Annotated in this window: 10 protein-coding genes and 1 pseudogene; all 11 read right to left on the bottom strand. The window is 70.5% G+C overall.

Translation table 11 applies throughout. The features are described 5' to 3' along the window. Positions 1 to 72 precede the first annotated feature (72 nt). Positions 73 to 1,155: a substrate-binding domain-containing protein gene (locus K0817_RS14410; protein WP_219982219.1), complete on the bottom strand. Its 1,083-nt coding sequence runs from the start codon at positions 1,153 to 1,155 to the stop codon at positions 73 to 75. A 190-nt stretch (positions 1,156 to 1,345) separates the two neighbouring features. Next, positions 1,346 to 2,512: a sugar ABC transporter permease gene (locus K0817_RS14415; protein ID WP_253735422.1), complete on the bottom strand. Its 1,167-nt coding sequence runs from the start codon at positions 2,510 to 2,512 to the stop codon at positions 1,346 to 1,348. An 80-nt stretch (positions 2,513 to 2,592) separates the two neighbouring features. Next, positions 2,593 to 3,435, bottom strand: a pseudogene (locus tag K0817_RS14420) (ATP-binding cassette domain-containing protein); the annotation flags it as partial. A 126-nt stretch (positions 3,436 to 3,561) separates the two neighbouring features. Then, on the bottom strand, positions 3,562 to 4,668 hold the full coding sequence (locus K0817_RS14425; RefSeq protein ID WP_219982221.1) for a sugar ABC transporter substrate-binding protein: 1,107 nt from the start codon (positions 4,666 to 4,668) through the stop codon (positions 3,562 to 3,564). Positions 4,669 to 4,677: 9 nt separating this feature from the next. Beyond that, the gene (locus tag K0817_RS14430) at positions 4,678 to 5,901 is read right to left on the bottom strand and encodes an ROK family transcriptional regulator (protein ID WP_253735405.1); all 1,224 of its coding nucleotides are present in this window, start codon (positions 5,899 to 5,901) and stop codon (positions 4,678 to 4,680) included. Between the two features lie 124 nt (positions 5,902 to 6,025). Continuing rightward, positions 6,026 to 6,178, bottom strand: a complete 153-nt coding sequence (locus K0817_RS14435) for a hypothetical protein (protein ID WP_374209553.1) — start codon at positions 6,176 to 6,178, stop codon at positions 6,026 to 6,028. A gap of 61 nt (positions 6,179 to 6,239) precedes the next feature. After that, the gene (locus tag K0817_RS14440; protein ID WP_219982223.1) at positions 6,240 to 7,106 is read right to left on the bottom strand and encodes an NYN domain-containing protein; all 867 of its coding nucleotides are present in this window, start codon (positions 7,104 to 7,106) and stop codon (positions 6,240 to 6,242) included. 1 nt (position 7,107) lies between these two features. Then, entirely contained in the window at positions 7,108 to 8,115 is a 1,008-nt protein-coding gene (locus K0817_RS14445; RefSeq protein ID WP_219982224.1) for a Gfo/Idh/MocA family protein, read from the bottom strand. Between the two features lie 41 nt (positions 8,116 to 8,156). Beyond that, entirely contained in the window at positions 8,157 to 9,542 is a 1,386-nt protein-coding gene (locus K0817_RS14450) for an O-acetylhomoserine aminocarboxypropyltransferase/cysteine synthase family protein (RefSeq protein ID WP_253735406.1), read from the bottom strand. A gap of 176 nt (positions 9,543 to 9,718) precedes the next feature. Further along, positions 9,719 to 10,660, bottom strand: a complete 942-nt coding sequence (locus K0817_RS14455) for an NADP-dependent oxidoreductase (protein ID WP_219982226.1) — start codon at positions 10,658 to 10,660, stop codon at positions 9,719 to 9,721. Between the two features lie 73 nt (positions 10,661 to 10,733). Further along, complete coding sequence (gene hrpA, locus K0817_RS14460) at positions 10,734 to 14,693, bottom strand: ATP-dependent RNA helicase HrpA (RefSeq protein WP_219982227.1); 3,960 nt, start codon at positions 14,691 to 14,693, stop codon at positions 10,734 to 10,736. Positions 14,694 to 14,778 lie beyond the last annotated feature (85 nt).

A 14,778-nucleotide genomic window follows, 5' to 3' on the forward strand; every position in this document is an offset into this window, starting at 1 on the left:
CGCGCCGGGTTTCGCACCGCGAGGGCGCCGCGCCGTGTCGACGCGACGCCCTCGCGGCTGTGGACCGCTGCGTTACTCGGTCACGCCGTACTGCTCGCAGGCCGCGGCGACCTCGGGCGTGCAGACGTCGTCGAACGAGGCATCGCCTGCCGCGACGACATCCTTGACCTCTTCGGGGCCGACCAGGATCGGCGTCACCTGGATGTACGGGGTGCCGTCCTCGAGTTCGGCATCCGTTGCGACGTCCTCGCCGTTGAGCAGCGCGATCGCGACCTCGACGGCAGCCGCTGCCTCATCGGCGACGGGCTTGTACACGGTGGCCGTCTGCCATCCCAGCAGGATGTTCTGAAGGCCCGCGACGTTGGCGTCCTGACCGGAGACGGCCACGCCCTGCAGGTTGTTGTCCTGAAGGACCTTGATGACGCCGGCCGCATTGGTGTCGTTGGCCGCCCACACGCCGTCGACCGCTCCGCCGAGCGAGGTCAGCGCCTGCTCGAAGTTGGTCTGCGACTTCGCCTGGTCCCATGCCCCCGGCGGCTCGGCCGCCGGGGTGATGCCGGCTTCGGAGAGCACCTCGTCGGCGCCCTCGTGGAACATCGCGGCGTTGCCGTCGGTGGGGTCGCCGCCGATGTAGACGACAGTCGCGTCGGCGGGTGCGACGCCCTTCGCCTCGAGACCGTTCAGCACGGTCTGTCCCTGCAGACGGCCGACCTCGACGTTGTCGAACGACACGTAGTAGTCGGCGCCTTCGAACGGGCGGTCGTAGGCGATGACCGGGATGCCCTCGGCCTTGGCGTTGGCGGCCACGGCCTCGGCGGCGCCCTGGTAGTCAACGAGGAGCATGACGCCGCAGCCCTGCGTGAGCTGCTGGTCAGCGATCGTCGAGTAGGTGTTGACGTTGCCCTGCGCGTTCTGGATGTCGACCTCGAAGCCGGCGGCCTCCAGGCCCTCCTGCAGGTAGACGCGGTCGAAGTTCTCCCAGCGAGGGGAGGATGCTGCGTCGGGAAGGATCACGCACGCGCGCCCCGTGGCGTCGCCGCCACCCTCGCCGCCGTCGCCGTTGTCAGTGGGCGTGCCGCCGCCGGCACAGCCGGCGAGCATCAGCGCGGCGGAGCCCGTCAGGGCGGCCACGGCGAGCAGTGAAGACTTCTTCATCTCTTGCCTTTCGTCTTTGAAGGGTGCGATTCCCAGGGTCGAGCCTGGCGCGGATCGCGCTTGTAGCGATCTTGTCCGGATCGTTTCTTGGCGTCAAGTCTTGAACGTAACGCTTTGACAACGCCGCGCGCTTCGAGGACGCACGGCGGGAATTGCGTTCGCGAAGTGAAGGCACGCCGGACGCGATGGGTCAGGCGCGCCCGTTCGCGGCGCGCGCGCGCCGCGAGATGGAATCGACGATCACGGCCAGCACCAGGACCACGCCGGTGACCATGAACTGGACGGACGAATCCAGGTTCATGAGCGTCAGCCCGGATGAGATCGACTGGATCACGATGACCCCGATCAGCGCGGCGTATGCCGACCCGCGACCTCCGAAGAGACTGGTTCCGCCGATCACGGCGGCTGCGATGGCATTGAGGTTCACATCGCCCGTTCCCGAGCTCTGATTCGCCGACGCCAACCGCGCGGCGGCCAGGATGCCGCCGACCGCCGCCAGTGTGGAGCAGAGCGCGAAGACGGACAGATAGATGCGCTCGACCCGGATGCCGGCACGCCGGGCCGCTTCGACCGAGCCGCCGACGGCGTAGACCGACCTTCCCCATCGGGTGCGGGTGAGCGCGAAGTTCGCCACGACGACCAGCATCAAGAAGAACACGAACATCACGCCGACGCCGCGATGGAGGTTGAGATACCAGGCAGCGACGACGAGGAACACCAGCAGGGCCGCGCTGCGGAGCGCGATCTGCGTGTAGCTCTGGCTCACGAGGGAGGCCGCCGCTCGGCGCCGGGCACGCCGGAGGAGGGACCAGGCGTAGGCGGCGACGGCCAGGACGGCCACCGCGTACGAGGCCCATGCCGGCAGATACAACTGCTGCGCGAACTGCACGAGCCATGTGTCGAACGGGATCCCGATCGAGCCCGTCTCGCCCAGCACCCACAGCTGCAGGCCCAGGAAGCCCAGCAGGCCGGCGAGCGTGATCACGAAGCTGGGCAGGCCGAACCGCGTGAACAGGTAGCCGTAGAGCAGCCCGACGAGGCAGCCGGCTGCGAGCGCGGCCACCAGCGCGAACACGAGCGGCCACTGGAGCTGCACGAAGGTGACCGCGAGCAAGGCCGCCGCCAATCCCGACACCGACCCCACCGACAGGTCGATCTCACCTACCAGCAGGACGAGCACCACGCCCAGCGCGATCGTGCCGATCGCCGCGCACTGCATGGTCAGGTTGCCGAGGTTCTCGCTCGAGAGGAACACCGGGTTCAGGATCTGGAACACCAGCCAGATCACCGCGATGCCGAGCACCGCCGGCACCGCGCCGAGGTCGCCACCCCGCAGACGTGCAGCGAACATCGACATTCCGGTGCGCACGCCGTCGGCGCTGAAAAGTCGGCGATCGGGATCTGTCCGACCGGTCTTGAGGTCGTCGCCGGCGAGGCTCATCGACGGCCGTCCGTTCGGCCACCCGGCGTCCGGCGCGGGCCGGTCTGCGGCATCGGGATGACCGTCCCGCCACCCGACTGGGTTGCGGGCTCTCCTTCGTCCGGGGTGTCCGAGCGCACGATGGGCGGCTCGGCCGCCCGACGCGAGACGGCGTTGTCTGTGGCACCCGTGATCGCCGCGATGAGCGTCTCGCTCGTCAGGTCGGCGACGTTGTAGACGCCGTTGTTGCGGCCCAGCCGCAACACGACGACCCGGTCGGCGACGGCCAGCACGTCGGCCATGTTGTGACTGATCAGGATGACCCCATGGCCGCGCTCGCGCAGCCGCTCGATCAGATTCAGCACCTCGGCGGTCTGGGCGACCCCGAGTGCGGCCGTGGGCTCGTCGAGGATGACGACGCGAGGGTCGCCGATGAGCGAGCGTGCGATGGCGACCGTCTGCCGCTGCCCACCCGACAGCGAGGCCACCGGCACGCGCACCGACGGGATCTTCGCCGACAGTTCCCGCAGCAGGGTCCACGTGCGCTGCTCCATGTCGACCTCGTCGAGCGTCGTCCCCTCGACCAGCTCCCTGCCCAGCCACAGGTTGGCCACCACGTCGAGGTTGTCGCACAGCGCGAGGTCCTGGAAGATCGTCTCGATTCCCAATTGCTGCGCGTCGGCGGGAGAGCCGATGTGCACGTGGTCGCCGTCGAACTCGATCGTGCCGGCATCGGGCGGATGCACACCGGCGAGCACCTTGACGAGCGTCGACTTGCCGGCGCCGTTGTCGCCCACCAGAGCGACCACCTCACCCTCGTCGACCCAGAAGTCCACGTCGGTGAGCGCCCGGACGGCGCCGAATCGCTTGCCGATCCCGCGCATCGTCAGCACGCGCTCCCGGGGGCGCCCCGCCCGCGGGTGCGTCATCGACATCATCGCCCCGACCTCTCCGTCGCCTGTGAATCCCCGACCAGGGACAGGACCCTACCCGATCCCCGCAGCTTCGCACGCATCGGCGTATGCGGGCGTGCAGATGTCGTCGACGCTCCAGAAGCCGTCCGCCACCACCGTCTCCATGATGTTGTCGACGGTCACCGCGACCGGCTCCAGGAGCGTCGTGGGGGTGCCGTCGATCTCCATCGGCGCGGTCACCTCTTCACCGCGCAAAAGCGCCACGGCGACCTCGGCCGCAAGCTCCGCCTGCGGCTTGATCGCCTTGTAGACCGTCATGTACTGGTCGCCGGTCAGGATCCGCTGGATGGCCGAGAGTTCAGCATCCTGACCCGTCACGATGGGCAGCGGATCGACATTCGCGACGCGCAGCGCCGCGATGGCACCGCCTGCGGTCGCGTCGTTCGCCGCATACACACCGGTGATGGCGTCGCCATGCTGGGCGATCTGGCCGGCCACCCACTCCTGTGCCTTCTCGGGGTTCCAGCCCGGCGTGTCGTACTCGGCGAGGACTCGCAGTCCGCTGTCGTCGATGATGCTGTGCGCCCCGCGCTTGAACAGCGCCGCATTGCTGTCGGTCGGGGAGCCGTTGACCATGAGGATGCCCTCGCCCTCGCCCTCGCCCTCGCCCGCGCCCGCCTCGCCGATGCCCTCGACGAACGCCGCCGCCTGCAGCAGGCCCACCTTCTCGTTGTCGAACGAGATGTAGTAGGCAAGGTCGCCGCCCGCGACGAGGCGATCGTACGAGATCACCGGCACGCCTTTCGCGTTCGCCGAGCTGACGATGCTCACTGCCGCGTTCGCGTCGACGGGGTCGAGAACGAGCACTCCGGTGCCGGCAGCGAGCGCGGACTCGGCTTGCTGCTGCTGCTTGGCAGGGTCCTGATCGGCGTTGGAGTACAGCACGTCGTAGTCGCCGAGCTCGGCGACACGCGCTTCGAACAGCGGCCGGTCGAACGTCTCGTAGCGGGCGGTCTTTGCATCGGGCAGGAGCAGCGCGATCGTGTCGTCGTCCGCCCCACTCGCTCCGGGATCTGCCGATCCCGCGCACGCGGCCAGTGCCGCGGTGAAGACGGCGACGACGGATGCTGCCGCCACCACTCGACGTGCCCTCGCGAGGGCTGCTCCCGATCCCGGCATCGGTCGAGCTTACGCCGAGAACGGCAGCGACGACGCAGCGGGAAGATCGGATGCAGCGGGCAGGTTCTGGGCGTCGACCGTGACGTGGTCGACGGCGACCGCGATCGCGCCGCGCGCTTCGGCCCACTCCCCGAACGAGGCGCCCACGATCTCAGGGAGGCCACCCGCGGCCGGCAGAGCGGTGCGCTCGAGCGAGTGCCGCATCGGGGCCATCAGGATCTCGCCGGCCTGGCCGAGCTCGCCGCCCACCACGATCAGCTCGGGATCGAAGAGGTTGCACAGACTCGCGGCGGCGACGCCGATGTGGCGGCCGGCGTCGGCGATGACCCGCCGGGCGCTGCCGTCACCGGCTTCGGCGGCGTGCAGGAGATCACCCAGCCGGTGCATGCCGACGCTCGGCGGGAAGAGGGAGAGCAGGGCGGGGCCGCCCGCGTACGTCTCGAGGCATCCGCGGTTGCTGCAGCGGCAGATCGGGCCGTTCTCGTCGAGCGTCACGTGTCCGATCTGGCCGGCCTTGCCGTTGAAGCCCCGGAAGAGGTCGCCGCCGACGATGAGGCCGGCGCTGATCGTGTGGCCGGCGCGGATGAAGACCGAGGATGCGGCGGTGCGGCCGTTGCCCTCTCGGGCCTCGGCCAGTCCGCCGAGATTGGCTTCGCTGTCGACGTGCACCTGGCGTCCGATGCGGGCCGACAGGCTCTCGGCGACGTCGATGCCCTCCCACCCCCGCAGCAGGCCGGGTGTCGAGATCATCCCGGTACGCGGGTCGATCGGGGCGGGCAGCGCCAGTCCGACCGAGAGCAGATCCGACAGCGAGCCGCCGATCGTCTCCATCATGTCGCCGAGCAGCAGCGCAAGCCGGTCGAGTTCCGCGTCGTGGCGGTGGTCCAGCGGCAGGGGGAGCGAGGACTGGGTCACGATCGTGCGTGCGGTGTCGGCGATCGCGATGCGCAGGTGGCGCGAGCTGTAGTGCACACCGGCGACCAGGCCCAGTCGCCGGGCGAGCGACACGAGCGTCGCGCGCCGTCCGCTGCGCGAGGTGAAGGATGTGTGGAGCAGACCCGAGGCGGTGAGCTCCTTGACGATGTTCGACACCGTGGCCGGCGACAGGCCGGTGCTGCCGGCGAGCTCGATCTGGGTCAGACGGCCGTGACGCTTGAGCGATTCGACGACGCGCGCGCGGTTCGCCTCGCGCAGCGAGGTCTGTGAGCCGGGCGGCGGGTTTCGGCGAGCCACAGAGCACACTGTACCGGACATGCGTTTTCCCTGGTCTCCGGCGCAATCCAGTGGGTCCCGACGCCGAGGGCGTGTCCCCGCTGCGCGAGAACCCGCCCTTGGCCTCCCGGAGGCGTGTCTGCCATCACCCGGTGGTTCGGGCGCCCGCCGCCGACGCGGCGAGCAGACGCTCGTGGTCGACCCGGTCGAGATCGTGCAGCGACGAGCCCTTCGTCTCGCGCAGCGAGATCACCGCGACCAGGGTGATCGCTGCCGCGATGGCCAGGTAGATGGCCACCGGGATCCACGATCCGAAGGTCGACAGCAGAGAATGCGCTCACCCTCACTGCACGGGTGGCTCAGGCGCGGTCGGCGGCGAGCCGGATCAGCACGATGTTGCCCGACTCGTCGACCTCGGCCACCGTCGGGTGCGCCTTCACGAACTCGGAGAAGCTCTTGTGACCCAGGGCCTTCTCGCTGAACGACGGGTCCAGCCGCCGGATGAGACTCTTCACCGCCGACGCGTGCTGCCATTCGACGTCTTCTTTGTCACTCTCCAGGCGCAGCGCCCGCTCGAGGAGCGCCTCGGCCGGATCGGCCGGGGCCTTCTTCGCGCGACGACGCGTGGGCGCGGCATCCTTCCTTCCCGCGGCGGGGGGCGCGGCCACGCCCGGAAGCGCGTCGTACGAGTCGAACTGGTCGCACGCCGCCGCGAGGGACTTCGCGGTCGAGCCGGCCACGCCCACGCCCACGACGTAGCGGCCGAGCCGCTTGCACCGCTGCGCGAGCGGCACGTAGTCGGAATCGCCCGCGACGATCACGACGTGGGTGAGATCCGGCAGGCGGAACATGTCCTCGACCACGTCGACGGCCAGCCGGATGTCGGCGCCATTCTTTGCGTACGCGGCGGCCGGGAACAGCTGTACCAGGTCGACCGCGCGCGCCACAAGCTGCGAGCGGTACACCGCGTTGACGGGCGCCGACCAGTCGGCGTAGGCACGCGTGAGCACGAGCGTGCCGAACGACGTGGCGTAGTCGATGATGGCGCCCACGTCGATCGTCGCGGCGGTCAGGCGCTCGGCGATCTCGGGGTCGGTGGCATCCGTCGCGATCTTCTGGCGGTCGCGGGCGTAGGAGTTCTTGCCGTGCACGCGGTCGTACCACGACATCACGATGTTGTCGAAGTCGAGATAGACCGCGACCCGGGCGTTGTGCATGTCGGGCATGTCATTCCTCCCCGGGGTAGCGCACCCCGACCAGCTCGCGGACCTCGTCCATGGTGGACATGATCTCCACCGTCTCGTCGATCGGAAGGATGTCGGAGTCGTTGCTGCCGTCGGCGACGTACCCCTCGGCGGCCAGCGCCTGGTACTGCATGCCGCGGCCCTCGACCTCGGAGACGTAGTCCTCGAGGATCGTGCCGTCGTGCGACACCACCCGGAACGACGTCGGGGTGTACCAGACACGGGCGATCTCGAGACGGGCATCGGTGCCCACGATCGCCGCGGTGTTGGGGCCTGCGGCGCGGGACGCCGAGAGCGTCGTCGACAGTGCGCCCGACTCGTGCGCCATGATCGTGGCGACCTCGGTGTCGGCGCCGGTCTCGCCCAGACGCGCCGACGCGGCGACCGACAGGGGAGCGCCCAGGATGTCCCAGGCGAACGAGACCGGGTAGATCCCGAGGTCCAGCAGAGCGCCGCCGCCGAGCTCGAGCGCGTTGATCCGGTGGAGCGGTTCGCTCGTGATCCGCTGCGTGTGGTCGGCCATCAGCGCGCGGACCTCGCCGAGCATGCCCGACGCGACGATCTCACGGATGCGCATCATGTGCGGCAGATACCGCGTCCACATCGCCTCCATCGCGAGCAGTCCGCGCGCCGCGGCCGCATCACGAACCTGGGCGGCCTCGGCGGCGTTGATGGTGAACGGCTTCTCGACGAGCACGTGCTTTCCGGCTTCGAGCGCGAGCAGTGCGTTGGCGGCGTGCATCGGATGCGGCGTCGCGATGTAGACGATGTCGACATCGGGATCGGCGACGAGGTCCTCGTACGACCCGTGGGCACGCGCGATATCGAACTGTCCGGCGAAGTCGGCGGCCGACTCCAGGCGCCGCGACCCGACCGCGGCCAGATCCAGTCCGGCGGTGCGCAGGTCCGAGGCGAAGGCGCGAGCGATGCCGCCAGGACCGAGGATGCCCCAGCGAAGACCGGTCGAGGATGTCGGAGCAGGGGAGGTCATGACTTCGAGGCTACTGCCCGCCGCCGCGACCCTGAACCGCTCTACCGTGCGGCGCTGCCGGCCAGCTGCGGTTCTGCGACGGTGAGCGGCTCCAGCGCACGCGCCAGATCGTTCACGAGGTCACGCGCGTCCTCCAGCCCCACCGACAGTCGCACCGTCGTCGAGCCGATATGCGCCTCGGCGAGCTGGGTGGGCGTCATATGGCTGTGCGTCATCGAGGCCGGATGCGCCACGAGGCTGCGGGCGTCTCCGATATTGGCCACCAGCCGGATCACGCGAAGCCGCGAGATGAACGACTCGACCAGTTCGAAGTCGGCGTCGGCATCGCCGGTGCCGGGCAGATCGAACGCGAAGACGGCGCTCACGCCGCGCGGCAGGTAGGTCTGCGCGTTGGCATGCCACGGGCTGGATTCCAAGCCTGGGTGGTGCACGCGCGCGACGGCGGGGTGAGCGTCGAGGAACCGCGCCACCTCGAGCGCGCTCGCGGTGTGCCGTTCGACCCGGAGGTCGAGGGTCTCGAGTCCCTGCAGCAGCTGGAACGCGTTGAATGCCGAGAGCGACGGACCGAGGTCGTGCACGTACTTCGTCTTGACCAGGGCGATGTACGGCGATCCGGTCGCACCGAACCGTTCGACGAGACTGCCGTCGGGCACGCGTCGGTACGTCTCGGTCAGCTGGGGCCAGCGCTCGGGTTCGGCTGTGAAGTCGAAGGTGCCGAGGTCGACCACCACCCCGCCCAGCGAGGTGCCGTGTCCGCCCAGGAACTTCGTGGCCGAGTGCACCACGATGTCGGCGCCGAAGTCCTTCGCCCGCTGCAGGTACGGGGTGGCGACGGTGTTGTCGATCACGAGGGGGACCCCCGCTCCGCGCGCGACGGCCGCCACCGCACCGAGGTCGAGGACCTGCGCGATCGGATTGGAGATCGACTCGGCGAACAGCGCCCGCGTCGTGGGGCGCACCGCCGCGGCCCAGGCATCCGTGTCGTCCTGATCGACGAAGGTCACCTCGATGCCCCAGTCGGCGAAGGTGTCCTGCAGCAGGTCGACGGTGCCGCCGTAGAGCTGGCGTGCGGCGACGATGTGCTCGCCCTGCCGGGCCAGCGCGAGCAGTGCCACCGCGACCGCGGCCTGCCCGGATGCGACGCCGGCGGCGCCGATGCCGCCCTCGAGCTCGCTCACGCGCTTCTCGAACACGAGCACCGTCGGATTGGCCGCGCGACTGTAGATGTTGCCCTCGCGGCGAAGCGCGAACAGATCGCGGGCTTCACTTAGCGATCGGAACTCGAACCCGTTGGACTGGTGGATCGAGGGCACCGCGGTGTTCTCGGCGATGCTCGAGTCGAACCCGGCCTGCACTTGTGCCGTCGCGAAGGATCGCGGCGCGGTGGTCTGGCGCGGCGGCACGGCGGATCGGGGGTCGTGAGACATGCGAACCATTGTCGGGGCACGCGCATCCCCGCCCACGTCGTGTGTCGAACTGTTGCGCCGGCGCAGACCGGCGTCCGGCGTGGGGTGGGGCCGCGGGGTTCGGGTGTCACGACACGCGGGATCGAGCGGGGGATGCCGCGTGTTGCGCCACCCGGGACTGGCGCATTCGCCGGCCGCTACGGAACCAGCGTCACCTTGCCGTCGACGCCGGACTCGACCGCGCGGTGCGCGTCGGCCGCGTCCGCCAACGGGAACGAGGGGCCGAGCTCGAGCGAGAATCGTCCCGCGGCGAGGAGGGCGAGGGTGACGGGCACGGCTTCGTCGCGCCACGTCTGCTGCTGCGCGGTCAGCGGCATGGGCGAGCCACCCGAGAATGCCCGGATGCCGAGGCCCGCAGCATCCTTTCCCCGCACCAGCGTCGCGACCCTATCGCGGTCGGCCACGAGCTGGACCGAGGTCTGCAGTGCTTCGTCCGTGCCGGCCGCGTCGATCGCGACGGTGATGCCGCCGGGTGCGGCGTCGCGGAGACGGTCAACCAGGCCCTCGCCGTACACGATGGGGGTGGCGCCGAGCGCGCGCACCCGGTCGAAGCGGCGCTCGGACGACGTGGCGATCACGGTCGCGCCCCACAGCACCGCGTACTGGATCACAGCCTGGCCCACCGACCCCGAGCCGGCGTGCACCACCAGCGTGTCGCCAGCGCCCACCGACAGCGAGCGCAGCGACTGGTAGGCCGTGCCGACGGGGATGCCGATCGCCGCACCCTCGGCGGCGCTCACGCCCGGCGGGCGGCGATGTAGACGGGCGGCAGGAAGCGTCACGTCGGTGGCGTACGCGCCCGAGGCTCCGGAGAAGACCACCGCGTCGCCGACGCGGACGCCATCCACGTCGGCGCCCACGGCGGTCACGATGCCCGCGCCGTCGCTGCCCACGCGGCGCGGCTCGGTGATCGCCGCCGAAGGGCGCCGGCCCGATCGCAGCTTGGCGTCGATCGGGTTGACGCCGGCAGCCTCCACCCGGACGGCGACTTCGCCGGGCCGGGGCTCGGGCGTCGGGATATCGATCTCGCGGAGCACCTCGGGTCCGCCGAACTCGGTATATGCGATGGCAACGCTCATGTCGGGCGCAACCCTCCCTTGCGTGTCGGATATTCCTCGAGCGTTGCACATCGACGCCGGCGGCGTCGGCGGATCAGCCGGCGGTCAGCGCCTTCTGGATCCTCGGCAGCGACACCGGCTCTGCAGTTCCCAGCGCCTGAGCGAAGAGGCTCACGCGGTACTCCTCCAGGAGCCATCGCGCGTGCACGAGGGGTGCCGCGGCGTCCGGCGGCAGCGGGATCGTCCCCCCCGCGTCGGCGTAGAGCGCCGCCGCCCGCTCGAACTCGCTCATGCGCTGCCGATCACGGCCGGGGTTGTCTGACAGCGCGCGCACCCGATCCAACGCGCCCCGCAGATACCGCGGCAGGTGCGTGAGGCGGGCGGTGCCGGTGCGTGAAACGAACGAAGGGTGCACGAGCCCGCCCACCTGGCCCTTGACGTCGTTCAGGGCGCCGAGCAGGGTCAGCGAGTTCTGCTCGCGCAGCGCCCGCTCGACGTCGCGCGCGGCTGTGAGGATCCTCGCGGCGAGCGACACCGTCTGGAACAGCTCGTCCACCACGACCGCAGACAGGGCGTCGCGCACGCTCTCGAAGCCCTCGCTCGTGCGGATCGGTCCGGCGGCGGTGCGTGCGATGACGGCATCCGCCACCGCCACGCGACAGTCCTCGACGAGTGCCCTCGCGGAGGAATAGGGGGATGCCGCCAGCGCGAGCTTTTCGGCAGAGGTCAGGTGCTCGAGCACGTAGGCCACCGGCGAGGGCACCGCCAGCAGCACCAGGCGCCGCACGCCGTCGCGGCTCGCGCGTGCGGCGGCTTCGGGCGTCGCTTCGATGCGCAGTGCCACCGAAGCGCCTTCGTCGATGATCGCGGGGTAGCCGCGCACGACACCCCCCGCGACCCTGGTGTCGACCACAGCCGGCACGTCGCCGAACGACCACTCGGTGAGCCCCGTGCGCTCGGCGAACCCGATCGCTGTCGCCGCGTCGCTGCGGGCGACGGCGGCCGCGCCCATGCGGGCCGTCGCCTGACCGTCGCTCTTCCCGTTCTGCGCTCGCGCAACCGATCGGGCCACCGAGTCGCGGGCGCGTGTGGCAAGCCGATCCTGCAACTGCGCGAGGTCGCGGCCCGACCCGACGGTACGCCCGCGCTCGTCGACGGCGCGGAACGACATGAGCAGGTGGGAAGGGACCCTCTCCAGCTCGAAGTCGGCCGCCGACACCGGCTGATTCGCGATGCGCTGGATACGGGCGGCCAGCGCATCGCGCAGCGCCGTGGGCGGCAGGCCACGTGCGGCCTCCGGTCCCTGCCCGTCCAGCTCGGCCGACAGGGTCGCCGCCCAGTCCGCCGCGGGCACGACGTGGCGCCGGATCGCTTTCGGCAGCGACCGCAGCAGCGCCGTCACGAGCTCGTCGCGCATGCCCGGCACCTGCCAGTCGAAGCCGTCGGGCCGCAGCTGCGCCAGCAACGCCAGGGGAACCACGACGGTCACACCGTCGTCGGGGGCCCCCGGCTCGAAGCGATAGGCGAGCGAGAGCACCTGGTCGCCCTGCTGCCACCGTGCCGGAAAATCGCGCTCGTCCCCGCGCGACGCTTCGTCGAGGAGGTCGGCCTCGCTCATGTCGAGCAGGCGCGGTGTGCGGGCCGCGGCATCCCGCCACCACGTCTCGAAGGAGCGTGCGTCGAATACGTCTCGCGGCAGTCGCGCGTCGTAGAACCGGAACACGGCCTCGTCGCCCACGAGGATGTCACGCCGGCGCTCGCGCTCCTCGATCTTCTCGAGTCGGCGACGCAGCTCGAGATTGCGGCGCTCGAATGCGGTGAGCCGCTTGTCGAGGTGCGACGAGTCCCAGTCGCCCTCCACGAGCGCGTGGCGCACGAACAGCTCGCGCGCCAGCGGGCGGTCGAACCGCGCCAGCTGCACGCGGCGCCGTGGCACGATCTCGAGGCCGAAAAGCGTGACTTTCTCGTAGGCGGATGCCGCCCCCGCCGTCTTGGACCAGTGCGGCTCGCTCAGCCGGCGTTTGGCGAGATCGCCGGCGAGCGGCTCGGCCCACGCGGGATCGATCGCGGCCACGGTGCGGGCGAAGAGGCGGCTGGTCTCGACGATCTCGGCGGCCATGACCGCCTGCGGGCGCTTCTTCTTCAGGCCCGAGCCAGGGAAGATCGCGAACCGGGTTCCGCGCGAGCCGACGTACTCGGCGGAGCGGCGCTGCTCGCGCTCGCCCGCGCCGCGGCCCCGCGCGGGCTCCTTCGACGCGGTCCGTTCGTCGAGCAGCCCCAGGTGCGACAGCAGGCCGGACAGGATGGCCTTGTGGATCTCGTCTGGACCGCCCGAGGATCCCGATCCCGCGCCCGACCCCGAGCGGCGGGTGCCGGTGAGCGCACTCAGCTGCCGGTGCACGTCGGTCCATTCCCGCACGCGCACGTAGTTCAGATGCTCGCTGCGGCACAGCCTGCGGAACGCGCTGGAACCGAGCTCGGCCTGTTTCTCCTGCAGATGGTTCCACAGGTTCAGGAGGGTGAGGAAGTCGCTCGTCGGATCGGCGAATCGCGCGTGCAGCCGGTCGGCCTCCTCGCGGCGCTCCTCCGGCCGCTCACGGACATCCTGGATCGAGAGTCCCGCCACGATCACGAGCACGTCGCGCAGCACGCCGGTGCGCTGAGCCTCGAGGATCATACGGGCGAACCGGGGATCGATCGGCAGCCGCGCGATCTCGCGGCCGAGCTCTGTCAGCCGGTGGTCGCCGGACCCGGTCTCGGAGCCGGTGGCGGAGTGCACCGCACCGAGCTCGACGAGAAGCTCGAGCGCCGCCCGCACGCCGCGCGAGTCGGGGGGCGTGAGAAAGGGGAAGGACGAGATGTCGCCGAAGCCGAGCGCGAGCATCTGCAGGATGACCGAGGCCAGACTCGTCCGCAGGATCTCGGGTTCGGTGAACTCGTCGCGGGACTGGAAGTCCTCTTCGGAGTAGAGGCGGACCGCCACGCCGGGACTGGTGCGTCCGGCGCGCCCTGACCGCTGTTGCGCCGACGCCTGCGACACCGGCTCGATCGGGAGGCGCTGGATCTTGCTGCGGATGCTGTAGCGCGAGATGCGTGCGGTGCCGGTGTCGATGACGTATCGGATGCCCGGGACGGTCAGACTCGTCTCGGCCACGTTCGTCGCGAGGATGACACGTCGTCGCACGCCCGGGATCTTCGACGACTCGAAAACGCGGTGCTGCTCGGCCGAACTCAGCCGGCCGTACAAGGGCAGCACCTCGGTGGGCGCGGCATCCTTCGCATACATGCCGCGGACGGCATCTGTGGCGTCGCGGATCTCGGCCTCGCCCGGCAGGAACACCAGGACGTCGCCCGCCGGCTCGCGATCGAGTTCGCGCAGCGCCGTGGCGATGCCGTCGACGTCGTCCGCGCCGCCACCGGCGTCCTCGGCCGACGCGCTCGCCGACGCGGGCGGCCGGTACCGGATGTCGACGGGGTAGGTGCGACCCGAGACCTCGATGATCGGCGCCGGCGTGCCGTCGGGCGCCGCGAAGTGCTTCGCGAAGCTCTCGGGGTCGATCGTCGCGCTCGTGACCACCACTTTGAGGTCGGGGCGCTTCGGAAGGATCCGCGTGAGATAGCCGATCAGGAAGTCGACGTTCAGGGACCGCTCGTGCGCCTCGTCGACGATGATCGTGTCGTAGCGGCGCAGCAGCCGGTCGCGATGGATCTCGTTGAGCAGGATGCCGTCGGTCATGAGCGCGACCCGCGTGTCGGGTGAGACCTTGTCGGTGAAGCGCACCTTGTAGCCCACCGTGGTGCCCAGCGGCACCTGGAGTTCCTCGGCCACGCGCTCGGCGATCGTGCGGGCGGCGATCCGTCGGGGCTGGGTGTGCGCGATGCGGGTGCGTCCCAGCTCCAGAGCGATCTTGGGCAGCTGCGTGGTCTTGCCGGAGCCGGTCGCACCGGCGACGATCACCACCTGGTGGTCGCGGAGTGCGGCCGCGATCTCGTCCCGAGCCGCGCTGACCGGCAGCTCAGGCGGGTAGGAGATGACGGGCTCGGGCGCGGACATAGCCTCCGATCGTATCCCGCCCGAACGCCTCCCCGCCCGCCCGCACCGCGCCCGCGCCGAGTCCGGCTTCCCTCTCCGCTTGTTC

The organism is Microbacterium sp. HD4P20, from assembly GCF_019449275.2.
GTDB lineage: Bacteria > Actinomycetota > Actinomycetes > Actinomycetales > Microbacteriaceae > Microbacterium.

Bases quoted from the DNA above. Each gene is read 5' to 3' on its own strand.
- K0817_RS14425 (WP_219982221.1), bottom strand. From the start codon at position 4,668: ATGCCGGGATCGGGAGCAGCCCTCGCGAGGGCACGTCGAGTGGTGGCG.
- K0817_RS14415 (WP_253735422.1), bottom strand. From the start codon at position 2,512: ATGTCGATGTTCGCTGCACGTCTGCGGGGTGGCGACCTCGGCGCGGTG.
- K0817_RS14450 (WP_253735406.1), bottom strand. From the start codon at position 9,542: ATGTCTCACGACCCCCGATCCGCCGTGCCGCCGCGCCAGACCACCGCG.
- K0817_RS14455 (WP_219982226.1), bottom strand. From the start codon at position 10,660: ATGAGCGTTGCCATCGCATATACCGAGTTCGGCGGACCCGAGGTGCTC.
- hrpA (WP_219982227.1), bottom strand. From the start codon at position 14,693: ATGTCCGCGCCCGAGCCCGTCATCTCCTACCCGCCTGAGCTGCCGGTC.
- K0817_RS14445 (WP_219982224.1), bottom strand. From the start codon at position 8,115: ATGACCTCCCCTGCTCCGACATCCTCGACCGGTCTTCGCTGGGGCATC.
- K0817_RS14410 (WP_219982219.1), bottom strand. From the start codon at position 1,155: ATGAAGAAGTCTTCACTGCTCGCCGTGGCCGCCCTGACGGGCTCCGCC.
- K0817_RS14440 (WP_219982223.1), bottom strand. From the start codon at position 7,106: ATGCCCGACATGCACAACGCCCGGGTCGCGGTCTATCTCGACTTCGAC.